30 protein-coding genes are annotated in these 26078 nt (G+C 68.9%); 21 read left to right on the forward strand and 9 right to left on the reverse strand.

Annotation, left to right across the window (positions count from 1 at the left end):
• The first annotated feature begins 16 nt into the window (after positions 1–16).
• The 5 genes from C3942_RS05305 to C3942_RS05325 all read left to right on the forward strand — a co-directional run bounded on the left by C3942_RS05305 (position 17) and on the right by C3942_RS05325 (position 3045).
• Entirely contained in the window at positions 17–616 is a 600-nt protein-coding gene (locus C3942_RS05305; RefSeq protein ID WP_104229321.1) for a TIGR04211 family SH3 domain-containing protein, read from the forward strand.
• An 85-nt stretch (positions 617–701) separates the two neighbouring features.
• Entirely contained in the window at positions 702–1715 is a 1014-nt protein-coding gene (locus C3942_RS05310; protein ID WP_165797328.1) for an MBL fold metallo-hydrolase, read from the forward strand.
• 34 nt (positions 1716–1749) lie between these two features.
• A complete protein-coding gene (locus tag C3942_RS05315; RefSeq protein ID WP_104229323.1) occupies positions 1750–2052 on the forward strand; it encodes a hypothetical protein in 303 nt (100 codons plus the stop codon).
• On the forward strand, positions 2052–2423 hold the full coding sequence (locus C3942_RS05320; RefSeq protein WP_104229324.1) for a hypothetical protein: 372 nt from the start codon (positions 2052–2054) through the stop codon (positions 2421–2423). Before C3942_RS05315 ends, C3942_RS05320 begins: the two co-directional genes overlap by 1 nt.
• Entirely contained in the window at positions 2413–3045 is a 633-nt protein-coding gene (locus C3942_RS05325) for a hypothetical protein (protein ID WP_104229325.1), read from the forward strand. Before C3942_RS05320 ends, C3942_RS05325 begins: the two co-directional genes overlap by 11 nt.
• Positions 3046–3211: 166 nt before the next feature.
• On the opposite strand, the gene C3942_RS05330 is transcribed toward C3942_RS05325, so the two are convergent.
• Genes C3942_RS05330 through C3942_RS05340 form a run of 3 tightly spaced genes read right to left on the reverse strand, consistent with a single transcriptional unit; the run spans position 3212 to position 4957 of the window.
• Positions 3212–3805 (reverse strand): YceI family protein, encoded by a 594-nt coding sequence (locus C3942_RS05330; protein WP_104229326.1) that lies wholly within the window; start codon positions 3803–3805, stop codon positions 3212–3214.
• 34 nt (positions 3806–3839) lie between these two features.
• Complete coding sequence (locus C3942_RS05335) at positions 3840–4397, reverse strand: YceI family protein (protein ID WP_104229327.1); 558 nt, start codon at positions 4395–4397, stop codon at positions 3840–3842.
• Positions 4394–4957, reverse strand: coding sequence for a cytochrome b (locus C3942_RS05340; protein ID WP_207765978.1), 564 nt, complete (start codon positions 4955–4957; stop codon positions 4394–4396). The genes C3942_RS05335 and C3942_RS05340 overlap by 4 nt, the downstream gene beginning before the upstream one ends.
• A gap of 229 nt (positions 4958–5186) precedes the next feature.
• Here C3942_RS05340 and C3942_RS05345 point away from each other — a divergent pair, with 229 nt between their 5' ends.
• The 4 genes from C3942_RS05345 to C3942_RS05360 all read left to right on the forward strand — a co-directional run bounded on the left by C3942_RS05345 (position 5187) and on the right by C3942_RS05360 (position 9116).
• Complete coding sequence (locus tag C3942_RS05345) at positions 5187–5525, forward strand: hypothetical protein (RefSeq protein ID WP_104229328.1); 339 nt, start codon at positions 5187–5189, stop codon at positions 5523–5525.
• Between the two features lie 136 nt (positions 5526–5661).
• Positions 5662–6693 carry a hypothetical protein gene (locus C3942_RS05350; RefSeq protein ID WP_104229329.1) on the forward strand — a complete coding sequence of 344 codons (1032 nt, stop codon included), beginning with the start codon at positions 5662–5664 and terminating at the stop codon, positions 6691–6693.
• Between the two features lie 168 nt (positions 6694–6861).
• Positions 6862–7821, forward strand: coding sequence for a hypothetical protein (locus tag C3942_RS05355; protein ID WP_133164233.1), 960 nt, complete (start codon positions 6862–6864; stop codon positions 7819–7821).
• A 251-nt stretch (positions 7822–8072) separates the two neighbouring features.
• On the forward strand, positions 8073–9116 hold the full coding sequence (locus C3942_RS05360) for a hypothetical protein (RefSeq protein ID WP_104229331.1): 1044 nt from the start codon (positions 8073–8075) through the stop codon (positions 9114–9116).
• Positions 9117–9180: 64 nt separating this feature from the next.
• On the opposite strand, the gene C3942_RS05365 is transcribed toward C3942_RS05360, so the two are convergent.
• Complete coding sequence (locus C3942_RS05365; RefSeq protein ID WP_104229332.1) at positions 9181–11235, reverse strand: M13 family metallopeptidase; 2055 nt, start codon at positions 11233–11235, stop codon at positions 9181–9183.
• Between the two features lie 213 nt (positions 11236–11448).
• On the opposite strand from C3942_RS05365, the gene msrB reads away from it, so the two are divergent.
• Both msrB and C3942_RS05375 read left to right on the forward strand, forming a co-directional pair.
• Positions 11449–11847 (forward strand): peptide-methionine (R)-S-oxide reductase MsrB, encoded by a 399-nt coding sequence (gene msrB, locus C3942_RS05370; protein WP_104229333.1) that lies wholly within the window; start codon positions 11449–11451, stop codon positions 11845–11847.
• Positions 11844–12527, forward strand: a complete 684-nt coding sequence (locus C3942_RS05375; RefSeq protein ID WP_104229334.1) for a type 1 glutamine amidotransferase — start codon at positions 11844–11846, stop codon at positions 12525–12527. The genes msrB and C3942_RS05375 overlap by 4 nt, the downstream gene beginning before the upstream one ends.
• Positions 12528–12644: 117 nt before the next feature.
• Here the strand turns inward: C3942_RS05375 and C3942_RS05380 are convergent, their stop codons facing one another.
• The 5 genes from C3942_RS05380 to C3942_RS05400 form a co-directional block, all read right to left on the reverse strand.
• Entirely contained in the window at positions 12645–12827 is a 183-nt protein-coding gene (locus C3942_RS05380; RefSeq protein ID WP_104229335.1) for a hypothetical protein, read from the reverse strand.
• Between the two features lie 128 nt (positions 12828–12955).
• A complete protein-coding gene (locus C3942_RS05385; RefSeq protein WP_104229336.1) occupies positions 12956–14203 on the reverse strand; it encodes a patatin-like phospholipase family protein in 1248 nt (415 codons plus the stop codon).
• Between the two features lie 94 nt (positions 14204–14297).
• Positions 14298–15437, reverse strand: a complete 1140-nt coding sequence (locus C3942_RS05390) for a glycosyltransferase family protein (RefSeq protein WP_104229337.1) — start codon at positions 15435–15437, stop codon at positions 14298–14300.
• Positions 15438–15544: 107 nt separating this feature from the next.
• Entirely contained in the window at positions 15545–17653 is a 2109-nt protein-coding gene (locus tag C3942_RS05395; RefSeq protein ID WP_104229338.1) for a prolyl oligopeptidase family serine peptidase, read from the reverse strand.
• A gap of 58 nt (positions 17654–17711) precedes the next feature.
• Positions 17712–18344, reverse strand: a complete 633-nt coding sequence (locus C3942_RS05400) for a TetR/AcrR family transcriptional regulator (protein WP_165797329.1) — start codon at positions 18342–18344, stop codon at positions 17712–17714.
• Between the two features lie 73 nt (positions 18345–18417).
• On the opposite strand from C3942_RS05400, the gene C3942_RS05405 reads away from it, so the two are divergent.
• The 10 genes from C3942_RS05405 (at position 18418) to C3942_RS05445 (ending at position 26061) form a co-directional block, all read left to right on the forward strand.
• On the forward strand, positions 18418–19287 hold the full coding sequence (locus C3942_RS05405; RefSeq protein ID WP_104229340.1) for an oxygenase MpaB family protein: 870 nt from the start codon (positions 18418–18420) through the stop codon (positions 19285–19287).
• Positions 19284–21311 carry a linalool dehydratase/isomerase domain-containing protein gene (locus C3942_RS05410; protein ID WP_104229341.1) on the forward strand — a complete coding sequence of 676 codons (2028 nt, stop codon included), beginning with the start codon at positions 19284–19286 and terminating at the stop codon, positions 21309–21311. Before C3942_RS05405 ends, C3942_RS05410 begins: the two co-directional genes overlap by 4 nt.
• Positions 21312–21322: 11 nt before the next feature.
• Complete coding sequence (locus C3942_RS22810) at positions 21323–21448, forward strand: hypothetical protein (protein WP_279330969.1); 126 nt, start codon at positions 21323–21325, stop codon at positions 21446–21448.
• A 156-nt stretch (positions 21449–21604) separates the two neighbouring features.
• Positions 21605–22309 (forward strand): NAD(P)H-dependent oxidoreductase, encoded by a 705-nt coding sequence (locus tag C3942_RS05415; RefSeq protein WP_104229342.1) that lies wholly within the window; start codon positions 21605–21607, stop codon positions 22307–22309.
• A gap of 182 nt (positions 22310–22491) precedes the next feature.
• Complete coding sequence (locus tag C3942_RS05420; RefSeq protein WP_165797330.1) at positions 22492–22986, forward strand: TlpA family protein disulfide reductase; 495 nt, start codon at positions 22492–22494, stop codon at positions 22984–22986.
• A complete protein-coding gene (locus tag C3942_RS05425; protein ID WP_104229344.1) occupies positions 22983–23213 on the forward strand; it encodes a DUF4266 domain-containing protein in 231 nt (76 codons plus the stop codon). Before C3942_RS05420 ends, C3942_RS05425 begins: the two co-directional genes overlap by 4 nt.
• Positions 23214–23344: 131 nt before the next feature.
• A complete protein-coding gene (locus C3942_RS05430; protein ID WP_104229345.1) occupies positions 23345–24520 on the forward strand; it encodes a DUF3570 domain-containing protein in 1176 nt (391 codons plus the stop codon).
• Between the two features lie 178 nt (positions 24521–24698).
• The gene (locus C3942_RS05435) at positions 24699–24980 is read left to right on the forward strand and encodes a hypothetical protein (protein WP_104229346.1); all 282 of its coding nucleotides are present in this window, start codon (positions 24699–24701) and stop codon (positions 24978–24980) included.
• 78 nt (positions 24981–25058) lie between these two features.
• On the forward strand, positions 25059–25700 hold the full coding sequence (locus tag C3942_RS05440; protein WP_104229347.1) for a glutathione S-transferase family protein: 642 nt from the start codon (positions 25059–25061) through the stop codon (positions 25698–25700).
• 10 nt (positions 25701–25710) lie between these two features.
• Positions 25711–26061, forward strand: coding sequence for a DUF2200 domain-containing protein (locus C3942_RS05445; protein ID WP_104229348.1), 351 nt, complete (start codon positions 25711–25713; stop codon positions 26059–26061).
• Positions 26062–26078: the final 17 nt, after the last annotated feature.

Genomic DNA, 26078 nt, shown 5'->3' on the forward strand with positions numbered 1-26078 from the left:
CTAGACTCGGCAGGCCATGACAAGGACGTTACTACTCATCGCCGCGCTGCTGGCGCCGGCACTGGCATCCGCCCAATCGGCGGGACGCCCGCAATACATCTCCGACGACATCACCGTGACGCTGCGCCAGCAGCCGCGCAACGACGCGCCCCCCGTGGGCGTGCTCAAGAGCGGCGCCAAGGTCAGCGTGCTGGAGTCGCTGGGCCCCGAGAGCTTTGCCCGCATCCGCACCGCCGACGGCCGCGAAGGCTGGGTCACGGCACGCTTCGTTTCTTCGCAGCCCGCCGCGAAGGAGCGCTACCTGCAGGCGCAGCAGCAGCTCGACGAAGCGCAGAAGCGCGCGCAGAACCTGGAGCGCGAGCTGACCGCGGCGCAGCAGCAGCTGGGACAGGCCAAGCCGGCCTTCGAGCTGGCGCGCGAGAACGAGTCGCTGAAGGCGACCATCGGCGAGCTGCAGCGCTCCGCCGAGACCCTGCAGCAGCGCTACGACGTGGAGCGCGCCAAGCGCAGGACGCTGATCACCGGCGCCAGCCTGGTCGGTGCCGGCGTGCTGCTGGGCCTGGTGCTGCCCTGGCTGGGCAGTGGCCGCAAGAAGCGGCGCTACGGCGACTTCTAGCCGGCGGCAGGTGACACTCCGGTGAACCGGTTGCCGCCCGCGGGCGGCAATGGAATGCTGTTGCCCTCGTGACGAGGGGAACGACATGAAGTTGCTGCGCGGGCTGCTGATCGCCGTGGTGGTCTTGCTGGGCCTGCTGGCCCTGGCACTGTCCTGGCTGCGTACTCAGGCGCCGGGCCTGGAGGCGTACCAGGCGCACCGCTATGAAGCCGCCCCGCGGCCGGGCGCGCTGACCGCGACCTGGTACGGTGTCAGCGCGCTGCTGCTGTGCGACGGCGAACATGCGATCCTGATCGACCCCTTCTTCACCCGTCCCGAGGGCCTGCTGCCGCTGGTGCTGAACCGTGCCATCGAGCCGGACGAGCCGCGCATCGCCGCGGCCCTGCTGGCGGCGCGCATCGACAAGCTCGACGCGGTGCTGGTCTCGCATTCGCACTACGACCACGCGATGGATGCCGGCGTGGTGGCGAAGCTCACCGGCGCGATGCTGCTGGGCTCCGCCAGCACCGCCAACATCGGCCGCGGCGCCGGCCTGCCCGACGGGCGCATCCGCCGCGTCGAGCCGGGCGAGCCGATCACGGTCGGCCGCTTCCGCATCCGCTTCATCGCCAGCCGCCATGCCGGGGCCAGCGGCGGGCGCCCTACCGGCGACATCACCGCGCCGCTGCGCACGCCGGCGCACTACCTGGACTACAAGCTGGGCGGCACCTACTCGATCCTGGTGGAACACCCGCAAGGCTCGGTGCTGCACCATGGCAGCGCCGGCTGGGAGCCGGGGGCGCTGGCCGGCCTGCATGCCGACCTGGTGTTCCTCGGCGTGGCCCTGGTGGACGACCTGCCGGCCTACCTGCGCGAGACGGTGGACCTGGTCGGCGCCCGCCGCATCGTTCCGGTGCACTGGGACGACTTCACCCTGCCGCTGGACCAGCCGCTGCGGCCCTTTCCGCTGGTGGTGCGCCTGGACCGCTTCTTCTCCGGCATGGCGCAGCGGCCGGAAATCCAGGTCCAGACCCTGGAGCTGGGACGGGAGGCGACGCTGTTCCCGGCGTCAGTGCCGTCCGGCGCCCCCGCCAGTGCCGGCGGCGCGGAAATGCGCTAAAACTGGCGTCCATCACCTATCCGGGGGAACACCCATGCGTCGGATCGTCCTGCTGTCCGGCCTGCTGCTGGGGGCCTGCGTCCAGCTTTCCGCCTGCGCCCAAACGATGAACCCCTCCGAAGCCGCCGTTCCCGTCCCCGGCAAGGTCAGCGACCTCGATGCCTTCGGGCGCTTCATCGCCAGCCGTCCGACGCCGGAGCAGTTCCGCGCGCGCTACCCGGACGTGAAGCTGGTGCTGCCCGGCGATATCGCCACCAAGGAGTTCCGGCACGACAACAGCCGGTACTTCGCCGACACCGACTCCGAGGGCCGCATCACCGGCGGCCGGTTCATGTAATGAGCACCTTCGTCACGATCCTGCTGCTGTTCAATGTCCTGCTGTCGGCCGCGCTCGGCCTGCTGTTCCTGCGCCTGTGGCGCGTGCAGCACCGGCTGCACGGCCGGCTGCAGCAGCTGGCGCCGAACCTGGCCGGCGACCCGGCGCGCAACTTCGAGCTGGTCAGCGCCTCGCGCCCCAGCCTGATCTCCATCGAGATCCTCAATCCCATGGAGCTGGCGGCCAAGGAATCCTGGGTGGCCGGCGCGCTGGGCAGCGTGACGCCGACGCTGGTGCGCCGCCTGGTCTACCAGCGCGCCGCGCAGATGGTGCGCGAGGAACTCAAGGGCCACGGCGTCACCGCCGAAGTGCGCCAGCACCATGCCCCTTGAACTCGTCCTGGCGCTGATCGGCACCGCGGCCCTCTGGGGCACGCTGGTGGCGGGACTGCGCCTGCACGACGAGACCATGGAGCTGCGGCACGAGCTGCGCCGAGTCGAGGCCTGGCACAGCGACTATGGCTACACCAGCCGCGCCATCGGCACGCTGGCGCAGGTGCAGAAGCTGGCGGAGAGCGGCGTGGGCATCGGCACCGACACGGTGCGCGGCATCCACCACGGCATCGCCAGCATTCCCTTCGGCATCCTGGAAGCGATTCCCGCGACGCGCGACACCACGCGCGTGGTGCGCGCGATCCACGACCAGACCGCGGACACGGTCTACGGCGCCATCAACCTGGTGAACCGCGTGCTGGGCAAGGGCCTGCGCCGCGGCATGGGCGTGGACGAGAAGAAGGAAGAACCGTATCGCGGGCAGGTCAGCGATGCGGAGATGGTGGACTTCCGCCACTTCATCGACACGCGCCCGGACCCGGCGGAATTCCGCCTGCGCTATCCGGATGTGACGCTGGTGCTGCCGGGCGAGGTCACGACCGCGGACTACCGGGCGGATCGCAGCCGCTTCCACGCGCTGGTCGACGAGGGCGGCCGCATTTCCGGCGGGGAGTTCAGATAACCATTGCGGGAGCGGCTGACAGCCGCGACCGCGGGTTGTCATGATCTCGCTTGTTCGCGGCTGACAGCCGCTCCCACGAAAGACAAAAAAAGAGCCGGCTTGCGCCGGCTCTCGGGGGAAACACGACCGCTCGGGATGGCGGCCGCGCTGGGGGACTGAAACGGTTTCAGCGCTTGCTGCCGGCCGCATCCTTCTGCTGGTGGGCTTCCACCTCGATCTTCAGCTCCACCTCCTCGCCGACGTTGGGCGAGTACTTGCTGATGCCCCACTCGGAGCGCTTGATCTTGGTTTCCAGGTTGGCGCCGCAGGCCCAGACACCGGCCAGCGGGTGCTGCTTGCAGACGAAGTCGTCCACGTCCAGCGTCACCGGCTTGGTCACGCCGTGCATGGTCAGGTCGCCGGTGACCTCGTCCAGCTTGTCGCCGTCGAACTTGAACTTGGTGGACTTGAAGCTGATGGTCGGGTACTTCTTGGTGTCGAAGAAGTCCTCGTTCTTCAGATGCTCGTCGAGCTTGGCCACGCCGGTGGAGATGGAGTTGGCGTCGATGGTGACGTCCACGCTGCCGGTCTTCTTGGCAATGTCGAGCGTGATGCTGCCCTCGGTCTTGTCGAAGCGGCCGCGGAAGGTGGAGAAGCCGAGGTGGCTGATCTCGAAGGTCGGGAAGGTGTGCGTCGGGTCGATCTTGTAGGTGGACTCGGCGGCCTGCGCCGACAGCGTGGCGGCGGACAGCAGGACGGCGGCGAGCAGGGACTTCTTCATGGGATCACTCCTTGGGGGCTGGGGTGGGTGCGGCTTATTGCTTTGCCGGTGCGAGCAACAGCTTGAACTTGACGGGCACGTCGTTGGAGACGAGGTCGCCCTCGTTCCATTCGCCGCCGCCGATGCCGAAGTCGGTGCGGCGGATCGAGAACTGTCCGCTGAGCAGGGTGGTGCCGCCGGCCTGCTCGGCGGCGCTGAACGGCACCGTGATCTCGCGCGGCTTGCCCTTGATCGTCAGCAGGCCCCTGGCCTCGTACTTGCCGGGGCCGAGCGCGCGCACGCTGCTGCTCTTGAACGTGGCCCTGGGGAAGCCGGCCTTGTCGAGCCAGGCACGCTCCACCGCGGTGCTGTCGGCTTCCTCGCTGCCGGCATCGACGCTGGCGATGTCCACCGCCAGCGCGGCGCTGGAGGTCTCGGGCCTGGCGGCGTCGAAGTCCACCTGCGCCTCGAAGCGCCTGAAGCGGCCGTCCACGGCCACTCCCATCTGCTTGACGCTGAAGCTGATCTCGCTGCGCGCGGCATCCACCGTGCGCGGCGCGGCCTGCACGCCGAGGGTTGCCAGGGACAGCAGGATGGCACTGAAGAGTTTCATCGGGCGGCTCCGTTGTTGCGCCAGCGCGGCAGCATCCGCGTCAGCACGTCGTCCTTGTCGTGGTAGTGATGCTTGAGCGCGGCGGCGGCGTGCAGCCCCACCACGAACAGCAGGATCGTGGTCAGCAGTTCGTGCACCTCTTCCAGCAGCTTGCCCAGCTCGCGGTCGCGGCCGATCAGGTCGGGGATCGGGAACTGGCCGAGGTAGACGGTCTGGAAGCCCTTGGCCGAACTCATCAGCCAGCCCGACAGCGGGATGGCCAGCAGCAGGGCGTACAGGCCCCAGTGACTCAGGTGCGCGCCGATGCGTTCCCAGGCCGGCATCGCCGGCGGCAGCGGCGGGGCCTTGGCCCACTGCCGCCACAGGATGCGCAACACGGCGATGCCGAACACCGTCACGCCGATCCACTTGTGGTACGAGAACAGCTTGAGCCGGGTGGGCGACATCTTCATGTCGCCCATGATCCACCCCAGGGCGAAGGCGCCCACGATCAGCAGCAGCGTCAGCCAGTGCCCGGCCTGGGCGATGGCTCCGTAGCGTTGCGGCAGTGGCTGGGACATGAGGACTCCTGGAAACTGCCGGCATGCTAGACCCCCGCCGACGCTTCAAAAAAGCAAAATGTTCTGAACGAAACGTTCGACTGATTCGAACGGTGGCCGCTTTCCTTGCACAATGACCGCCCGTCAGGGCTGTCGGTTCAGGCCCCGACAGGCTTCGCTGCCGCGTCCTACAAGGCGCATCGCCGCCGCCCGGCTGTGGCGGGGGCCCCATGCCCGGGACAATGCCCCCATGCTGCATCTGCCCGCCATGGCCTCCCACGCCGAACTCAGCACCTGGATCGAAACCCGGGAAGAACTGCTGAGCAGCGCCCTGCTGGGTGGCGAGGGCGGCATGTGCGCGGTCTTCCTGAGCCGCGACCCCCGGGGCGACTACCTGCTGCGCCTCTGCGAAGGTGCCGATGACCGCTGGATGACCTGGCGCGAGCAGCGCCGCCTGCGCTCCTCCTTCGGGCGCAGCTATGCCGAAGCCCTCGCCAACGCCGCACTGACGCGGCTGGAGCGTGGCGGCTGGCAGCTGGAATGGCTGGCGCGAGCCGGCCCCGAGGCCCTGCCCGCGCTGGCGGCCTGAAGCGGACGCCCGGAAACGGGCAGGCAAAACCCGGCATGTCTTTTGCCAGTTTTTCGGCAGGGCCGCTCCCGCCGTGCAACGCCTTGCATGGGCGGCCGGTCCAAAGCCCACCGGTTCCATCACTCAAGGAAGATTCATGACCAGAATCCTGCATGCGGGCGCCGTCGGCGGCTCCCTGTTCCTGCTGGCCGCCTGCGGAGGCGGCAGCAGCGGTGGCGAGCGCTACTCGCTGGACTCGCCGCAGGACGCGCTGCGCGAGTTGTCGCTGGCCGGGCTGGTGCTCAACGGCGTGCCGGACGGGCAGCCCGAAGGCGGCACGGCCGCCGCGGCGAAACGCCTGGGCGGCGCCAGCGGCTGGGGCGCGGCGGCGCTGCCGGCGCGCCTGGGCAACATTGCCAAGGCCGAGACGGCCTGCCCGCAGGGCGGCGACCGCGATGTGACCTCCGGTACCAAGGAGCGCGACTTCCTGTCCTTCGACGTGGAGGACCTGGACGTGTCCTTCGACCGGGAAATCGACGACCAGTGCCTCTACCCGGTCCAGGCCCCGGCGCCGCGGACCGCGACCAAGCTCTACAACGGCCAGTTCGAGCAAGGAGATTCCGGCACGCTCGAAGACGGGTCGCGGTATGCCTATGTCGTCGACGGCGGCAGCAACCAGGCCTACGTCACGACCTATCGCGAGTTCGACAGCAACAACAACCTGGTCTACAGCGAGATCCAGGGGAGCCTGGGCACGGTGGAGTCCCTGCAGACGGAGGACGGAGCGCTCGACGTGCGCGCGGACTACGACTACAGCTTGGACAGCAGCGAATGGGTCGGCAACCGCCGCGAGGACTACTTCGCCATCGTGAAGCTCGGCCGGAACCTGCTCGCACCGTATCGCGCCTTCCGCGACGGCGAGGAGCTGACGTTCTCCGGCGTCTACTCCTACCGGACCAGCGATTGCCCGGGCAGCGACGTCACGGTCACCACCGAGGAGGTCATCGAGCTGCAGCGGGTCGGCGATGCCGACTACCCCGTGGGCGGCCGCCTGCGTCTTGCCGCCGACGGCAAGACCGCGGTGTTTGCCTTCAACGCCGGCGGCGGCGCCACGCTGACGATCAACGGCCGCACGGAAACCCTTACGCAGAGCCAGGTGCGCGCCGCGATCAACGACGAGCCCTGCTGAACCCAGCGTTGCCGGCAAAAAGCCCCGGAGCGATCCGGGGCTTTTTGCCGCCGGGTTGTAAGCAACCGTATCAATCTGTAAACCCTGTGGCCGCCGGATTGACGGCCCGCAGGCGAAGTGCTGATCTACGCGCCGCCGAACCCCTATCGATCGAGGCCGCCGTACATCATGAAGAAGCCGTTCCGATTCGTCGCCGCTGGTGGACTCCTGTTCCTGCTTGCAGCCTGCGGGGGAGGCATCGGCGGCGACGATGAGGAGCCGGGTGGCGGAACTCCGGTGCCGCTGGCGACCAAGGCGGATGCCCTGCGCGAGCTGTCGGTGGTGGCCGAACTGGGCGGCGTGCTGGAGGGCTTCAGCCCCGGCGGACTCGGCGGCGGCGGCACGGCGCCCAAGGCGGCCCAGCCCTGCCAGGTCGCCGGCGAGGAAGACTACGGTACCGGTACCGGCAACTACCGTTTCAACTACTTCCCGGAAGAGACGCAGCTCCGCCCGGTGGACTACTCCCGCACCGTGCAGCGCAGCTGCAGCTACAACGGCGCCAACGCAGGGGTGCTCTACACGGTGGACGGCTTCAAGGAGAGCGGCGCCGCGAGCGACGGCAGCGCGCTGCGCTATGTCCTGACCGGCAGCGGCAGCAGTCCGCGCAAGACCATCGAGGAGCGGCGCAGCAACGGCAGCGTCACCTACCGCGTCGAAGAACTGCAGCTCGGCAGGCTGCAGCAGAAGACGGCGGCCGACGGCAACCGCGAGCGCCGCCTGGTCTACCGCTACGAGCTGAAGGACAGCGACCAGAACCGCATCCTGGCGGCGCTGGGCGAAGACGGCAGCCCCTTCGTCATCAGGGACCTGGACGACGTGGAGTCCTTCTACAGCGGCAGCTATGCCTACGAGACCTCCGAGTCCGGCTGCAGCGGCGTGGCCGGCGTCACCACCCTGGCCGCGATCACCCGCAACGACGGCCGCGTGACCGGCGGCCGCCTGCAGTTCGATGCCGGGGACAAGCGTGCCGTGATCGTCTTCAATGCCGACGGTACGGGCTCGGTGCAGCTCAACGGTGCCGCTCCGGTGGCGCTGACGGCGCAGGACATCAGCAAGGCCCTGGCCGGCAGCGACTGCATCCCGGACTAGCGTCGCCGAGCTGAGAAACAAGCCCCGGGTCGCTCCGGGGCTTTTTCTTTGAGGCGGGGTCTCGCCAGCGGGATTTCCCCACGCTGATCCCGGATATCCGGCAAATCCCTGCGATCTGCACTCCGCCCCCCTCCTCCAAACGTCCAATGTACGGGCGCCGCGCCAGATGCGAGCGTGGAGTCTCTACCGCGCCCCTGCAGGGAGCGACGTGGAAAGGACATCGACCACAGACAAGGATGGGGGAATCACGGATGAAGAACGGTGCAATCGGGTTGGCCCTTCTGGCCGGTAGCACGGTCCTGCTCGCGGCCTGCGACGGTGGCGGCGGGGGTGATGGCGAGCCGGTCCCGCTGGCAACCAAGAGCGACGGCCTGCGCGAGCTGGGCCTGTCCATCGGCCGCTACGGCGCCCTGTCGCAGTACATCGACTTCCCCTCGGGCTCTTCGGCCCGCGCGAGCAGCAAGCAGCGGCCGGGCCAGCGACTGTTGGCCAAGGCCGCGCAGCTTGCGGACTGCGGCACGATCAAGGGGGGCGCCTCCGACGAAGAGGGCTCCAAGGATCGCGACTTCAAGCTGCTGAGCCCGCCCGTCTCCGGCGTCCGCGTCCAGTTCCAGCGGCAGGACACGGACGGCTACCAGCAGCAGGACTGCTACGGCGAAGGCAACGAAATCGTCGAACTCTTCCAGTCCGATGGTGCGATGGAGTACGGCGACTCCGACGAACTGGAGGCGGGCCGGTACTCCTATTTCACGGCCGGCAGCGGCGACGAGGCGGCCTTCACGCTCAACGAGACCTATGACGAGGGCCGGCTGGGGCTTCGCCAGCGGCTCGAATATCTCGGCACGGCGGAGTCGCTGGAGACTGGAGACGGTACGGTCTACGCCCTGCGTCTGCGCCTGAGGATCGAGCGCTTCCAGGAGGGCGGCGTCGACTACAAGGCCTCCGTCGGATTGGGAGACAGCGACGCTCCACTGCGCGCGACGGTCACCGGCGACTCCTTCGAGCTGGACGGCCACTACAGCTACCGCACCAACAATGCCGGCTGCGAGGGCGGCAAGGTCCGGGTATCGACGCCGTCTCCGGGCGGCATCACGGTCAGCGGAACCACGCCGGTCGGCGGCGAGCTCCGCCTGCAATCCGGCGATTCCGCGGCCCGCTTCACCTTCAACAACGACGGCAGCGCGACCCTGGCGATCAACGGCGGTACCGGCATCTCCGTGACGGCGGAGGAGGTGGAGGATGCAATGGCAGGCGAGGCGTCCCCCTGCGCCGAGGAAGGCGGCGGCGGCTTCTGAGCGGCCCTTTGAAACAACAAAGCCCCGGAGCGATCCGGGGCTTTGCGGTTTGCGGCCGGCCTCGCTACCAGATGCTGACGCGCTGCTCCGGCGGCAGCCAGAGCTTGTCGCCCGGCTTGACGCCGAAGGCCTCGTAGAAGGCGGGCACGTTCACCACCACGCCGTTGCAGCGGTACTCGTCCGGCGCATGCGGGTCGGTCTTGAGGCGCTGCACCAGGTCGGCCTCGCGGAACTTGCGCCGCCAGGACTGCGCCCAGCCCATGAAGAAGCGTTGCTCGCCGCTGAGCCCGTCGATCACCGGGGACGGCTGGCCGGCCAGCGTCGCCTGCCAGGCCTTGTAGGCGATGGCCAGGCCGCCAAGGTCGCCGATGTTCTCGCCGATGGTCAGCTCGCCGTTGACCTTGTGGCCCGGCACCGGCTCGAAGGCGCCGTACTGGCTGATCAGCTTCTTCGTGCGCTCCTCGAAGCGCGCGCGGTCGGCCTTGGTCCACCAGGACTTGAGGTTGCCGTCGCCGTCGAACTTGGAGCCCTGGTCGTCGAAGCCATGGCCGATCTCGTGGCCGATCACGGCGCCGATGCTGCCGTAGTTCATGGCATCGTCGGCCTGCATGTCGAAGAACGGCGGCTGCAGGATCGCGGCGGGAAAGACGATCTCGTTCATCGCCGGGTTGTAGTAGGCATTGACCGTCTGCGGCGTCATGAACCACTCGCCGCGATCGATCGGCTTGCCCAGCTTGGCCGCCTCGCGCTGGTGTTCCACGCGGCTGGAACGCATGACGTTGCCGACCAGGTCGTCGGGCTTCACTTCCAGCGCGGAATAGTCCTTCCACTTGTCCGGATAGCCGATCTTGGTGGTGAACTTGGACAGCTTGAGCAGCGCCTTCTCCTTGGTCTCGGCGCTCATCCAGTCGAGCTTGCGGATGCTGTCGCCATAGGCGGCGAGCAGGTTGTCCACCAGCTTCTCCATGCGTGCCTTGGCTTCGGGCGGGAAGTGCCGCGCCACGTAGATGCGGCCGGTGACCTCGCCCAGCGCGCCCTCGGTGGCATCCACGCCGCGCTTCCAGCGCGGCTTGAGTTCCTGGATGCCGCGCAGGGTGGTGCCGTAGAAGGCGAAGTTCTCGTTGACGAAGTCCTTCGACAGGTAGGGCGCGAAGTCGCTCAGCAGCTGCCACTTGAGGTAGTCGCGCAGCAGCGGCAGCGGCGCGTCGGCGATGGCTTTGTCCCAGGCCTTGAAGAAGCTCGGCTGGCGCACGATCACGCCCGGCGAGGCCGCCAGGCCCTGCTCGTCGAGGTAGCGGCGCAGGTCGAAGCGCTTCGTCAGCGTGGAGAGCTTCGCCTGCGCATACTTGTTGTAGGTCTTGTCGTCGTCGCGCGAGGCCACCTTGGTCCACTGCGCCTTCGCCAGCTGCGTTTCCAGCGCCATGATCTTCCGCGCCGTGGCTTCCGCGTCGGCGACGCCGCCCAGCTTGAGCATGCGGCCGATGTGGGCCACGTACTTTTCGCGGATATCGACGAACTTGGCGTCGGGCGACAGGTAGTAGTCGCGGTCGGGCAGGCCGGTGCCACCCTGTTCGAGGTAGACCACGTACTGCGTGGAATTCTTGGCGTCCTGGTCGATCCAGGCCGGGAAGTGGCTGGAGCCGAGCTTCGACAGCTCCGCCAGCAGCCTGGGCAGGTCCCTGCGGTCCTGCAGCGCGTCGATCCGCGCCAGCGTGTCCTTCAGCGGCGCCAGGCCCAGCTGCTCGGCGCGGGCCTCGTCCATGAAGGCCCGGTAGTAGTCGCCGACCTTCTGGGCATCGCTGCCCGGCGCAGCGTTCCTGTCGGCGGCGGATTCCTCGATGATCTGGCGCAGCAGCACCTCGGCGCGGTCGTCGATCTCGGTGAAGGCGCCGTAGCTGGCCTTGTCCGCCGGGATCTCGGTGCGGGCCATCCAGCCGCCGTTCACGGCGCGGTAGAGGTCGTCCTGGGGCCGGACCTTGGAGTCGAAGTTGGCGGCGTCGATGCCGGATTGCGGGGCCTTGGCGGCGGTCCCGGCCGGGGTCGCGGTTGGGGCCAGGGGCTGGCTGCCGCAGCCGGCCAGCGCCAGGGCGACGCAGCCCGCCAGCAGGAGTCGCTTCATCGGAATCTCCATCGGATGCCTTCGTGAGTCGGGGGTATTCAGGGCGTTCAGACCGGCGCGGGGGCATTTGGTGCCCGGCCGGCCGGCGCTGGCGTAGTATGGCGCGGCGGTGGCGGTGCCCGCCAAGGGCTACCGCCGGCGCCGCAGCGTCCCCATATTGGGTCCGGACCGGCCGCAGCCCCTGCGCCCGGGAGACGGACGACCGAGACTGCCATGGAAAAGATCATCAAGACCGACGCCGAGTGGCGTGCCCAGCTGAGCCCCGAGCAGTACCGCGTCACGCGCCAGGCCGGCACCGAGTGTGCCTTCACCGGCGCGCTCTGGGACGATCACCGCGACGGTGTCTTCCACTGCGTCTGCTGCGGCCTGCCGCTGTTCGACTCGCAGACCAAGTTCGAGTCCGGCACCGGCTGGCCCAGCTTCTTCAATCCCGCCGTCAACGGCAATGTCGCCAGCCGCGAGGACAACAGCCACTTCATGCGCCGCGTGGAAGTGCTCTGCGCCCGCTGCGACGCGCACCTGGGCCATGTCTTCCCGGACGGGCCCAAGCCTACCGGCCTGCGCTACTGCATCAATTCGGCGGCGCTGGACTTCAAGGGGCGGGACACATGAGGGTCCACTGGCTGCAGCATGCCGACTTCGAGGACCTGGGCTGCATCGCGCCCTGGCTGGCACAGCGCGGCGACCAGGTCAGCTGCACGCGCCTGCAGCAGGGCGAGACGCCACCCTCCGCCGACAGCTTCGACTGGCTGATCGTGATGGGCGGGCCGATGAACATCTACGAGTACGAGGCCCATCCCTGGCTGCGTACCGAGAAGGCGCTGATCCGCTCGGCCATCGACTCGGGCAAGAAGCTGCTGGGCATCTGCCTGGGCTCGCAGCTGATCGCCGACGTGCTGGGCGGGCCGGTCACGCGCAATGCCCACAGCGAGGTCGGCTGGTTCGACCTGGAACTGAGCGAGGCCGGGCGCCGCTCGAAGTTCTTCGGCGGCTTCCCGCCGCGCTTCACCGCCTTCCACTGGCACGGCGATACCTTCGCGCTGCCGCCAGGCACGCAGACGCTGATGTCCTCGGAGGCTTGCGCCCACCAGGCCTACGAGCTGGAGGGCCGCATCGCGGCGATCCAGTTCCACCTGGAGGTCACCGCCGCCAACGCGCGCGAGTGGTTCGAGCACGAGCGCCCCGCCCCGGCGCGCTACGTGCAGACGCCGGACCACATCCTCGGGCAGCTCGACCACTTCGCCGGCAACAACCGCCTGATGCTGCAGCTGCTGCAGGGTTTCGCGCAGTAGCGCGCTTTCGGCCTGAGCGAAGACACGAGGTCCTCATGCCGGCTTCCACCGGCATGACGGGAGCTTGAAGTGAGCCCTGCGGGAGGAGCCGCTTCAGGCTCCGGAGCCGCAAGCGCCCTAGCCGAAGTTTTCCCGTCCGGCGAAGCCCAGCACCAGCAGCGAGCCGGCGCCGAAGAAGAAGCCGCCCACCAGCAGCACGATGCCGGCGGGGCTGTCGAGATTGAACAGGCCGGTCAGCATGCAGCCGATGCCGAGCAGCAACAGGGCAGCGACGATCAGGGGTAGTGCAAGTTTGTCCATTGTTGGGCCATCCTTTTGAAAGGCGAAACAACCCAGGACGGATGGAGCAGGAATCGGGCCAAGCCGGGTCCGCCCTTCCGCCCGGACAGTCTGCCGGCCGGCTTTTGCAGGACGATGGCCGCCCGGTCTCAGTCCTCGAGCAGGAAAGCCTCGATCTCGTCGATGCGCTGCGCCGCGTCGCGGTAGCCCAGCGCGATCAGTTCGCGGGTGAAGGCGTTGTCGAACAGCAGGAAGCTGGTCAGGTCCGCGCTCTGCGCGTCGGGCGTGCCCAGGCCGTCGAGCACGTAGCGCAGGCTGCGCGGCATGCGGTGCGCCAGCGTCTTGGCGATGATGGCGATATCCGCCGAGGGCGACACGGTCAGCGACTTCACGACGCGCATCGGCTCGGAGACCCCGGGCTGGACCCTGCCCTGGGCCACTTGCTGGTAGGCCGCCACCAGCTCATTCATGCGCTTGAGATGATCCAGGTCGGCATCGAGGTGGTCCAGGAAGATCGCGTTCATGAACACGCCGCAGATCTGCGCCAGCGGCGGCCGATGCAGCTCCGGCACCACGTCGCCGGCGGTGGACAGTTCCGAGCGCAGCAGGCTGTCGGCCGACTCCTGGCAGCGCACGCCGATGGCGAACAGGCGCTCCGCACCCAGCCGGATCGCGGGACTCAGGGGCGTGGTCAGGCGCAGCGCGCCATCGCCGAACCAGGCGGTGGAGCCGCCCGCCGCCAGGGGAACCGGCGGAAACACGATGGGAATCGCGGCCGACGCGCGGATGTGGTCCCGCGTCAGCGTGGTGGCCAGCGCGACGCGGCGGCTCTTGTTCCACAGCGGGCGTCCGGGCCGGCCCTGCACGAAGGTGAAGGCCTTGCCGGAGTGGTAGCCGGTGGCGGTCACGGCGATGGCCTCCAGCGTGCCCGCGGAAATCGCCCCGGCGATGCGGTCCAGCGGCAGGTGCTGGGTCAGGAAGCCTTCCAGCGGCGAGGCGTCCAGCAGGGCCTGCGTGCGGCCCGCGCCGGTCAGGCCGCCCAGTGCCATGTCCAATGCCAGGTCCTTGGCCCCGCGGGCCAGCGCGGCCGGATCGGTGCGCACCACGTCGGTCATCTTCAGCGCGGCCCACAGCCTGGCCAACTGCTCGGAGCCCTCGCTGAAGTCGCCGTGCCAGGCCGCCAGCGCGGCGCCGTTGATGGCGCCGGCCGAGGCGCCGGTGATGATCGGGAAGGGCGCGGCGCGGCCGCGCAGGCGGGGAATCTCGCTGACACGCTTCAGCACGCCGGCCTGGTAGGCCCCGCGTGCACCGCCGGCGGTCAGCACCAGGCCGGTGCGCGGCCCCGCGACGGCAGCGGGCGGCCGGGCCGGCGGCTTCTTTCGGGTGCGCGTGCTCATCGCAGGCCGCGGATCGGCTGGCGCATCGGTCCTCTCCCCTTCATCCGGGCACTGTCCCGGTGCGGGAGACTCGCAAATCCGGTGCCAGCCGCGGTCAGGCCGGCTGCTGCAGCGCCTTCACGGCGCGGGGGCGGAGTCCCGCGGCGCGCTTCCTCGCGCGGCCTTTCGAGGCGGAGCCACCCAGCTCCTCGATGTACTGGTGCAGGGTGGCGATGGCCTCGGCCTTGCCGTCGCGGGCGTGCTCGCCCATGTTGGAGCGGTAGTACTCGTCGTTGCCCATGAAGCGGTCCACGTCGCTGGGCGTCAGGCGCTTCATCTCGGCGCGCATGCCCACGCCCATGCGCTCGATCATGTAGGCATTGAGGCGCTGCTCGAAGGCGTCCTCCGGCAGGGCCAGGATCGGCTTGCCGAAGTGGATGGCCTCGCCGATCAGCACGTTGCCGGCGGTGGACAGCACGGCGCGGCAATGGGCGAGGTCGTGGAGGAACCACTCGTTGCTGGGCGCGCGGAAGTCCAGGTTCTCCACCTTGCCGCGGTAAGGCGTGCCGTAGACCACCACCGGATGATCCAGCAGGCGCAGCGCGCGGTCCACCTGCGGCAGGTACTGGTGCTCGCCCTTGTTGAAGTAGCACAGCAGGTAGTCGCCGCGCGTCGGCCGGGTGCGCAGCGCCTCGTCGCGCAGCATCGGGCCGATCACCTTCACGCCCGGGTACTGGCCTTCGGCGGGGTAGAAGCTGGAGATCAGGATGCGTTCGGGGATGCCCATCAGCGAGCGATAGCCCACCGCGTCGCGCATGCCGGTGAGCCACAGGTCCGGCGGGAAATGCGGCTTGCAGTAGGCGATGATGCCGACGTGGTCGAAGCTGATGCGCGGAATCTTCAGCCGCTGCGCCGTGCGGTGCGTCCAGGCCTCGGAGTCCGAGATCACCAGCTGGATGCCGCGCTCGCGGAACTCCCGCTCCACCTGCTCCATGCCGATGCCGCCGACCAGCAGATCGGTCATCGGCGCGAAGTTCTCGCGCAGCGTGCGCGACAGCGAATGGCCGCCGTGCAGGTTGTAGCGGTAGCCGATCGTGGGGATGCGCACCGTGGGGAACAGCGGCGCGAGTACGTCATAGGCATCGCCGCCGGCGAAGACGGTGACCTCGTGCTCCTGCATCAGCGCGGGCAGCACGGACAGGGTCCGCATCGCGTGCCCGCGTCCGTAGCCCATCACTCCATAGGCGATACGCATGGCTCTGCTCCGTTCATACGGAGACCAGCCTAGGGGATGCCCGTAACCCGTCCGTGACGCTTCCGTGAAGATTTCGTGACGGCCGGATGCACGGGAGAGGGCGGCCCCTACTCGTGGCGCATCAGCGTCTGCCGCAGGAAGGTATAGGCCAGCGCCTGCATGGTCGCCAGCTGGCCGTTGTCCGCCGCGCCGCCGTGGCCGCCCTCGATGTTCTCGTAGTACAGCGCCGCATGACCCTGTTCCAGCATGCGCGCCATCATCTTGCGGGCGTGGCCGGGGTGCACGCGGTCGTCGCGCGTGGAGGTCATGAACAGCACCGGCGGGTAGTCCGCATCCTTGTCCAGGTTCTGGTAGGGCGAGAAGGTCTTGATGTACTCCCATTGCGCGGGGTCGTCGGGGTCGCCGTATTCGGCCATCCACGACGCGCCGGCCAGCAGCTTGTGATAGCGCTGCATGTCCAGCAGCGGCACCTGGCAGACCACCGCGCCCAGCAGCTGCGGGTATTGCGTCAGCATGTTGCCCACCAGCAGGCCGCCGTTGCTGCCACCCTGGATGCCCAGGTGCTTCGGCGAGGTGATCTTCCGGTCGACCAGGTCCTGCGCCACCGCGGCGAAATCCTCGTAGGCGCGCAGGCGGTTCTGCTTCAGCGCCGCCTGATGCCAGCCCGGCCCATACTCGCCGCCGCCGCGGATGTTGGCCACCGCGTAGACGCCGCCCTGGGTCAGCCAGCCGCGGCCCACGCCCGGGCTGTAGCCCGGCGTCAGCGAAACCTCGAAGCCGCCGTAGCCGTAGAGCAGCGTGGCGTTGCCGCCGTCCAGCGCCAGCTTCTGCCTCGACACCAGGAAGTAGGGCACCCGGGTGCCGTCGCGGCTGGTGGCGAAGTACTGCCGTACCTGCAGGCCCTTGGCATCGAAGAAGGCCGGAGCCGACTTCAGCGCCTCCGGCTTCTTCCCGACCTTTCCGTGGTACAGCGTGCTCGGCGTGAGGTAGCCGGTGGCCAGCATGAAATAGTCGTCGGACTCGTCCGGGTCCACGCCGCCCACGGTGACGGTGCCGATGGTGGGCGCGCCCGGCAGCGGCGCGCGCTTCCAGCCCCTGGCCTGCGGCGTCAGCATGAACAGCCGGCTCTTCACGTCCTGCAGCACGTTGAGCAGCAGGTGCTGGCGCGTCCAGCTGATGCCCTGCAGGGAGCTGCGCGCGTCGGGGCGGAACAGCAGCTGGAAGTCGCGCCGGCCGGCCATGAAGCCGTCGAAGCGGATCGCCAGCAGCGAGCCGGCGGCGTAGTCCTTGCCACCCGTGTTCCAGGGCTCGCGCAACTGCACCAGCAGCCATTCGCGCTCCACGCTCTTGTCGGCGGAGTTGGGCAGGTCCAGCCGGGTCAGCGCCCCGTCGGCGCCGCGCAGGTACAGCTCCTCGTTGTAGAAGGCCAGCGAGCGGATCACGAAGTCGCGCTCGTAGCCCGGGGCATCGTCGTGCCGCGCGGCGATGTAGAGGTCGTCCTCCTGTCCTTCGTAGACCGTGCGCGCCTCCGCCAGCGGCGTGCCGCGGCGCCATTCCTTCACCATGCGCGGGTAGCCGGACTCGGTCAGCGAGCCGGGGCCGAAATCGCTGTAGACGTAGACGCGGTCCTGGTCGATCCAGCTCAGCGCGCCCTTGGCCTCGGGGCGGAAGAAGCCGTCCTTCACGAAGCTCTTCGTGCCCAGGTCGAACTCGCGGGTCACGTCGGCGTCGCTGCCGCCGCGCGACAGCGCCACCAGGCAGCGCTCCCAGGGCTGGCCGGGCCTGGGCCGCAGGCATTCGGCGCCGTGCCAGACCCAGTTCTCGTTCTCCGCCTGGTTGAGGGCATCCAGGTCCAGCAGCACTTCCCAGGCGGGCTGGGCCTTGCGGTACTCAGCCGGCGTGGTGCGGCGCCAGAGGCCGCGCGGATGGGCCGCATCCTTCCAGAAGTTGTACCAGTGGCCGCCGATCTGCTGGACGTCGGGAATCTTGTCCTCGGAATCCAGGATCGCCTTGAGGTCGCGGCGCAGCGGCTCGTAGCCGGGGTCGGCCTGCAGCTTCTCCAGCGTGACCGCATTGCGTGCCTTGACCCATTCCAGCGCCCGGTCGCCGCCGACGTCCTCCAGCCAGAGATAGGGGTCGGTGCTCACGGCCGGCTCTCCGGCGAAGGCCTGCGTGGAGAGCCCGGCGAGCAGGCCGGCGGCGAGGATTCGGAGCATGGGCGTACCGGTGGCAGGATCATCCGCGGATCATCCCATGGATCGCACGGGAGCCGCTTCAGTTCCGGCGCGCGGCCCTGGCCGGCTTGGGCATGCGTTGCTCGCCCACCAGCTGCGCCGCCATCGCCGCGAAGGTCTCGATCACCTGCTCGCGCGAGACATGCGGGGCCGGGTCGCTGATGTAGCGCACGGTGGTGAACAGCACGCTGTTGATCAGCACGTAGATCTTGGCCTGCAGCTCCTGCACCGGCTGCGTCGGCGGGTTCTGCATCAGGTACACCGCCAGGGCGGTGTGCATCTGCGCCTCCAGCTCGTTCATCACGGCGGCGCTGTCGAGCTGCGCCCAGTAGCGCGAGACGTGCATGTAGCGCCCCCCGTTGGCTTCCAGCAATGTCCAGACGTCGTGCAGCAGGTCGCGCACGAAGTCGCGGATGCCCTTGGGAGCGAGGCTGCCGAGCTGCCGGCCCACCACCGCCTTCAGTTCGCCGGCGATCTGCGCCAGCACGCCGGCGTAGAGGTCTTCCTTGCTGTCGAAATACTGGTAGAGCGAGCCCACGCTGACGCCGGCGCGCGCCGCGATGCGCGCCGCGGTGGCGGCCTCCAGGCCTTCCTCGGCGATGGTGATGGCCGCGGCCTCCACCAGGTCCTGGACCATGGCGCGGGAACGATGCTGGCGGGGCTTCTTGCGCATGCCTGTAATGCGAATTGAATGCGACTGAATAGTCGCATTATGGTGGCGGCCGGTGCAAGAGGAGAAGAACGCCATGGCCGGAAGCTGGACCTGGGCGCGTGACGAGATCGCCAGGCTGGACGTGGAGCGGGACTATCACCGCATCGCCCACCTGTCCTTCGTGGTGCGCTACGGCGCGCCGATGTTCCTGCACGGCCTGTTCTCGGTGGCCTTCGTCTACAACGTCGGCATGCCGGCGATGGCGCGCATCCTCCACCGCGGCGGCCGCGGTCCCATCCTGCGCGACACGCGCAAGCGCAACTTCGACTCGCTGACCTTCTTCGGCGAGCTCTACCGTCATGGCGAAGGCGAGCCGACGCGCCGCATCGTGGACCGCCTGCTGCGCATCCACGGCAACTTTCCCATCGAGAACGAAATGTCGCTGTACACCCTGGCGACGCTGTCCTGCCTGCCGGAGCGCATCTCGCGGCGCTACATGGGCGGCGGCGGCCTGGGCGAGAAGGAGTGCGAGGCGCAGTACCGCTTCTGGCGGGCCATCGGTGAGCTCATGCAGATCCGCGACATTCCCCCGACGCGCGCCGAGTTCCTGGCCTGGATGCGGCACTTCGAGCAGCGGCGCTTCGAGCCCACGGCGGAGTGCAGCGACATCACGGCAGCCCTGGCGCGGGAGTGGGCGGACTACTGGTTCCCCGCCCCGCTGCGCGGGTTCGGCATCGGCGTGTTCCACGCCATGATCGATCCGGGCCTGCGCCGGGCGCTGCGGCTGCCGGAGCCCACGGCCTTCCAGGACGCCCTGGCAACCCTGGGCGTGCGCGCCCTGTTCCTCGGCAAGAAACTGCTGCCGGATCCCGGCGAGCGCCATATCACCGACTTCTTCGGGCGCGAATACGGCCGCGGGGCTCCGCAGATCGAGAAGGTCGGCTACCAGGGAGACGGCCAATGAATACCTCCACCGCGACCAATGCCTACGGCTACCGCCTGCAGGGCGATCCGGTTCCGCTGATCCCGGAGGGCAAGGGCCTGGCCGGGCCGGTGACCGCCTCGCGCTGGCGCCGTACCGCGCTCGTCTACCTGGCGCTGGTGGCGCTCGGCACGCTGCTCGCCTGGGGGCCTGATCCGCAGTGGGCCTCCCTCGGCCTCGGACTGGTCGTCCCCGGCGGCGGCTTCCTGTTCCATGCCGGCGGCGCCGGCGCGGCGCTGCTGCACCTCGGCCTGTTCGCCGGCACCTTGCTGCTGTTCCTGCTGGCGCTGTTCCTGTGGGTGGCCACCGGCAACATCCTGGCGCCGGTGCTGGTCTGGCTGGGCAGCGCCGCGGCGGCCGCGGCCATGGACCACGGGTCCGGCGCCGCCGGCATCGTGTCGATGGCGGCCATGTGCCGCAGCGGAGCCCTGGCCACCGCCGCGTTCTGGACCGACGCCCGCGCCTGGCTGCCGGCCGGCGCGCTGGCGTCGCTGGGGCTGGTGGTGATGGCCATGCGCCGTCGCCTGCCCTGGCTGCGCGCCGAGCGCGAGCGCATCAACCACTATCTCGCCGGCAAGCGCACCACCATCACCACCGTGCTCGACCATGCCACCGGCCTGCCGAAGGTGGAGCCGCTGAAGGAGCAGGACCTGCCGCTGTGGCGTTTCCTGCTGGACCGTTCGCTGCAGCCGGTGCCCGACTTCGGCGGCTTCGACATCATCGACGAGTTCCGCGAGGCGGCCAAGCGCTACCAGGTCTGCAACCTGTCCTACATGCTCGGCATGCACAGCTACACGCGCACGCCGGCCTTCCGCGGCTACATGGACCAGGGACAGCAGAACCTCGCACGCAAGATGATGGACCACCGCGCCTGGAGCTACTGGCGCCTGGAGAACCTGTGGGGGAACCTGCGCAGCGATCCCGATCCCTTCGCCCGCGACAACATCATGTACTACGGCTGGTACGGCGGCATGCTGGGTATCGATCTCTGCAACACCGGCAATGAGCGCTTCAGCCGTCCCGGCTCCATCCGCCTGGAGCACCCCAACGGCGAGGTCTACGAGTCCAGCTTCACCGACATCTGCCAGATCATCCGCCGCAACATGGCGGCCTCCGATTTCTGCCTGTTCCCCTGCGAGCCGCGCTGGATCTATCCCATCTGCAACAACTTCGGCGCGCTGTCGCTGAAATGCCACGACCGCCACTTCGGCACGAACTGGTGGGAGGAGGTGCGCGAGCGCTACCAGGCCAGCCTGGAGAACGAGTTCGTCACGCAGAACGGCCGCATCACCGCCATCCGCGACTACTACACCGGCATGACCGTGCCGGCGCTGACCGCGACCATGGCCGATGCCGTCACCGCGCTGTTCATCCACCCGGTGCTGCCGGAGCTGGCGCGGCGCAGCTGGGAGATCGTGCGCCATGACCTGATCCGCGTCGGGCGCGGCGGCGTGGAACTCAAGGTCAACGGCTGGGACAAGATCGACTTCGGCAACTACCGCCGCAGCCTGCTCACCACCTATGCCCTGGTGGCCGCCTCCGCCCGCGAGATGGGCGACGACGAGGTGGCCGACGGCCTGCTCGCGCGAATCGACTCCGAATTCGACAGCGAGGTGACCGGTGGCGTGCGCCACTACAAGGGCGGGTCGGTGAGCGCCCATGCCGTGATCCACGCCGCGCGCGTGCTGCGCGGCAACGGCTTCCACGACCTGGTCTCGGTGGGCATGCCGGAGCCCTGGCGCCGCGGACCGCTGCTGCAGGAAGCGCCGTACCCGCAGGTGCTGGTGGCCGGCGCGGTATCCGACGGCCAGGCCCTGTTCCTGCGCCTGGCGCCGGGTGCCGGCGGCGGGCGCTTCCCCCTGGGCCTGTCGCAGCTGCGGCCGGACGCGGAGTACTGCGTGATCGGCGGCACCGGAACCCGCCTGCGCGCCGACGGGCAGGGCCGCGCCAGCCTGCACGTGGACCTCGACCGCCTGCAGGACCTGCGCGTCGTGCCGGTCCAGTGAGTCCCTGAGCCATGGCCTGCTGCATCGTCGGATCGCTGCTGATGCTCGGCGTCGCCGGCGGGGCGCGCTGGCTGCGCCGCCACCTGCTGCGCCGGCCGGAGCAGGCACCGGAGGCCTGGCGGCTCCACGACGCCTGAAGGGCGTCCCTTCGTGGGAGCGGCTTCAGCCGCGATCTCTTGCCTCCCGTCCGGCTCTCGTGGCTGAAGCCGCTCCCACAAGGGTGAGCCGCCCGCCCCGCCGCCTGCGGCCGCATCCGCTAAGCTTTGGCCCTTCCCGACAACCGCCGCCACGCCATGAACGTCCTGATCGTCCACGCCCATCCCGAGCCCCAGTCCTTCTGCGCCTCCATGTGCAGCGTTGCCACGGAAGTGCTGCAGGCCCAGGGGCACACGGTGGTCGTGTCGGATCTCTACCGGCAAGGCTTCAACCCGGTGGCCAGCGCCGACGACTTCGGCACGCGCAAGAACCCGGACTACCTCACCTACGCGCTGGAGCAGCGCAGCGCCTACGAGGCCGGCAGCATCGACCCGCAGATCCGCGACGAGATCGAGAAGGTCAAGGCCTGCGACCTGCTGATCCTCAGCTTCCCGCTGTTCTGGTTCTCCGTGCCGGCGATGATGAAGGGCTGGATCGACCGGGTCTTCATCTCCGGCATCTTCTACGGCGGCAAGCGCATCTACGCCCAGGGCGGCATGCGGGGCAAGAAGGCCATGCTGGCGCTGACGCTGGGCGGCCGCGAGGACATGCTCAGCGCCGGCGGCGTGCACGGCGAGCTTGCCGCCATGCTCAAGCCGCTCACCCAGGGCACGCTCGGCTATGTCGGCATGGACGTGCTGCCCACCTTCGCGGCCTGGCACGTGCCCTACCTCAAGCCCGAGGCGCGCGCCGCGCTGATGGAGCAGTGGCGCGCGCACCTGGCGCCCGGCTTCGAAGGCGCCGAGCCCCTGAAGCTGCCCGATCTCACGCTCTACGACGACGCCTTCCGCCGCAAGGGCTGATGGCCCGGCGTGGATTGGCCCCTTCGGAGATATTCGCCGAGGGGACGGTCCTCGTTGTCCTGAATTATCAATCGCCTGACCGCTGGGAATATCGCCCCGTCGCCCCGGCGCGGAGAGGATGCGATGATGCCGTGGACCATCCCCGCAGAGGGACGGCGGCCGTGCCATTGGAGGAAGAGAGGATGCGAACCGCCCTGGGCCTCGCCCTGGCCCTGATGCTGGTGTCACCCGCCGGCCACGCCGTGAAGGCCGGCGAGGCCGCGCCGCCGCTGTCCGCGCCCAATGCCGCGCAGCAGCCGGTGGGCCTCAAGGACTATCGCGGCAAGGTGGTCTACGTGGACTTCTGGGCCTCCTGGTGCGCGCCCTGCCGCCAAGCCATGCCGCAGTACGACCGCCTCTACCAGAAGTGGGCCTCCCGCGGCCTGGTGGTGCTGGGCGTCAACCTGGATACCGACCGTGCCGAGGCCGACCGCGCGCTCAAGCGCCGACCGGTGAGCTTTCCGGTGGTCTACGACCCGGCCGGCAGCTGGCCCGAGCGCTTCGACCTGCCGACCATGCCCACTGGCTACCTGATCGGGCGTGACGGTATCGTGCGTTACGTGCACGAAGGATTCAGGACTTCGGATGTGCCGGCGCTGGAAGCGCTGATCGATAAAACCCTGGGGGAGAAACCATGAGGCTGAACCTGTTCTGCGGCGCCCTGCTCGCCGTCTCGCTGCTGTCCGGCTGCGCCACCACCGCCAGGCAGGACGTGCAGCCCTGGCAGCGCGGCACGCTCGCCAAGTCCGAGATGGCCTGGGAGCCGGATCCGCTGATGGCGGAGTACCGCCGCCAGGTGCAATACAGCAAGGAAGCCGCCAGCGGCGGCGCCACCATCGGCGGCGGTGGGTGTGGGTGTAACTAAAGCTCATCGCCGCGTAGAGGGCCCCCGGTGCAAGGCGCCCGGGATCCCAGCGCAGTGATGAGCGCGAAGGTGTTGACCACACCCGCCAGACCCACACCGCCAGCAGACAGAAAGAAATAAAGGGGAGATTCATGACCACCAAGACCAAGACCTCCAAGGCCCTCGCCGCGCTCACGCAGGCCGCCCTGGCCCTGCCCGGTGCCGCGATGGCCGCCGAGATCCAGTCCGACTATCTCTTCAGCTATTACAAGGAAGGCGACATCTCCGGCGGCAACAAGGGCAGCGGCTCTTCCGACCGCTTCGAGATCTACTCGCACATGTTCCGCGTGGTGGCGCCGCAGGACGGTGACCGCGCCATCGGCCTCAACCTCACCTACGAGACCATGAGCGGCGCCTCGCCCTGGTACATCGCGCCAGACGCCAACGGCAAGCCCCAGGTGGCGATGAGCGGCGCCAGCATCCGCGAGGAGCGCGTCGACGTGCAGGGCACCTACTCCCTGCCCATCGCGCCGTTCCAGACCGCCTTCAGCCTGGGCTACTCCACCGAGGACGATTACGAGGCGATCAACGCCGGCGTCGAACTGGAGCTGGAGGACGACAACACGGGCATCACCTGGACCGGCGGCCTCGGCTACTCCGACGACAGCCTGAAGCCGACCCAGGGCGCCAAGCCCACCAGCATCACCAAGGACGACAAGCGCAGCATCACCGTCTACGGCGGTGCCGCTTTCGTGCTCAATGCCAATACCGTCGTGCAGGGCAGCCTCAGCTACCAGAACCACGACGGCTTCCTCAGCGATCCCTACAAGCTGGCCTATATCGAGGGCCAGTCCCCGGTGGCGGACAGCCGGCCGGACAAGCGACAGTCCTGGGCGGCCACCGGCAAGCTGCGCCACTTCCTGCCGCAGTACAACGGCGCGCTGCACCTGGACTACCGCTACTTCCATGACGACTGGGAGATCGACGCCCACACCGTGGAGATCGCCTTCGCCAAGGCGCTGCCGGAAAACCTGCGCCTCACGCCCTCGCTGCGCTGGTATTCCCAGAGCCAGGCCGACTTCTACGCGCCGTACTACAACGCCCCGCGCAGCGACGGCTACGCCTCCAGCGACTACCGCCTCTCGCCCTATGGCGCGCTGTCCGCCCGCGTGGACCTGACCAAGGCCGTGGGCCCCTGGGCCATCGGCGGCGGCGCGGAGTACTACAAGGCCAGCAAGGACTTCGCGCTCAAGAGCGTGGACGTGGAGAACCCGGCGCTGATCGACTACTGGAGCGTCCAGTTCCGGGCGACGTATCGCTTCGAGTAGCGCCGGCGGGGATCACCAAGGCCCTCATCCTTAGCGGATGGGGGCTTTTCCTTTTGCCTTTCTGCCCGCAACAGGAAGGGGCTCGCTGCCGTCCGGTCGAGACACCCTGTCCCTTGTCGTTCCCTGCGGCCGGCGCGATAGTAGTCCGCGTCACCGATCCCGCGTCCCGGAAATGCCATTGAACAAGACCGTCATCGCCATGCTCTTCGCGGCACTCGCGGGCGCCGCCGCCTGCTCGCACGATCCGCCGCGCAATCCGGAGATGGACCGCTGGTTCGGTCGTCCGGCGTCGGAGCTGGTGAAGGTCTGGGGTCCGCCGAGGAGCATCGTCAAGCTCGAGGAGCGGCGGCTGGAGTACAAGTACCCGCGTCCGGACATGGGCGAATCCTGCGTCCATTTCTGGCTGATGAACCGCCAGGGCTACGTCATCGGCCACCGCCAGGACGGCCGCTGCGGCTAGCGGGCCTCTGCGCGGAGGGCCCCTTCCGGCGGCGGAGGAATGCCGCCATAGTCCGGCCATCCACGGACGGAGGTGCCCATGGGCGAGCTGACTGTCACCACCTTTGACTGGGTTCCCGAGAAGCCGCGGGGTTACGTGCGCGACCTTCGCGTGCGCTGGGCCCTGGAGGAAGCCGGCCTGCCCTATCGCGTCCGCAGCGTGCCGTTCCACGAGCGCGGCGCCGGGCATTTCTCGCACCAGCCCTTCGGCCAGGTGCCCTGGCTGACCGACGGCGAGCTCTCGATCTTCGAGAGCGGCGCGATCCTGCTGCACCTGGGCAACCTCAGCGACAGGCTGCTGCCGGCCGATCCGTGCCGCCGCAGCGAGGCCCTGGAATGGCTGTTCGCGGCGCTCAACTCCGTCGAGATGGCCAGCCTGCCCTGGTCCATCTTCGTGTTCTACGGCTTCAACAGCGACGACACGCCGGGATGGCAGGTCCTGGACGGCTTCCTCGAGGCGCGGCTGCAGCACCTGGAGCCGGTGCTGGCGAAGCGCGACTGGCTGGCCGGGACCTTCTCCGTCGCCGACATCCTGATGGCGGACGTGCTGCGCCTGGTCCATCGCTTCGACCGGCTGGCCGGATTCCCGGCCTGCCGCGACTACGTCGCGCGTGCCGAGGCCCGCCCGGCCTTCGCGAAGGCCTACGCGGACCAGATGGCGCACTTCGCGGCGGCGGACTGAGGCGCATGGCATGACCGGACACCGCATATTCAGGACCGCCTTCGCCAGCGTGTATCCGCTGTATGTCCAGAAGGCGGAACGCAAGGGTCGCAGCAAGGACGAGGTGGACCGCATCATCTGCTGGCTGACCGGTTATGACGCGGCAGGGCTGCGGCAGCAGATCGAGCGGGGCAGCGACTTCGAGACCTTCTTCGCCCAGGCGCCCGCCATGAATGCCAAGGCGGCGCTCATCAAGGGCGTGGTCTGCGGCGTGCGTGTGGAAGAGGTGGAAGACCCGCTGATGCGGAACATCCGCTATCTGGACAAGCTGGTCGACGAACTTGCCAAGGGCAAGGCGATGGACAAGATACTCCGCCAGTAGGCCGATGCTGCAGGGCG

The sequence above is a fragment of the Solimonas fluminis genome (genome assembly GCF_002930645.1).
Taxonomy (GTDB): domain Bacteria; phylum Pseudomonadota; class Gammaproteobacteria; order Nevskiales; family Nevskiaceae; genus Solimonas_A; species Solimonas_A fluminis.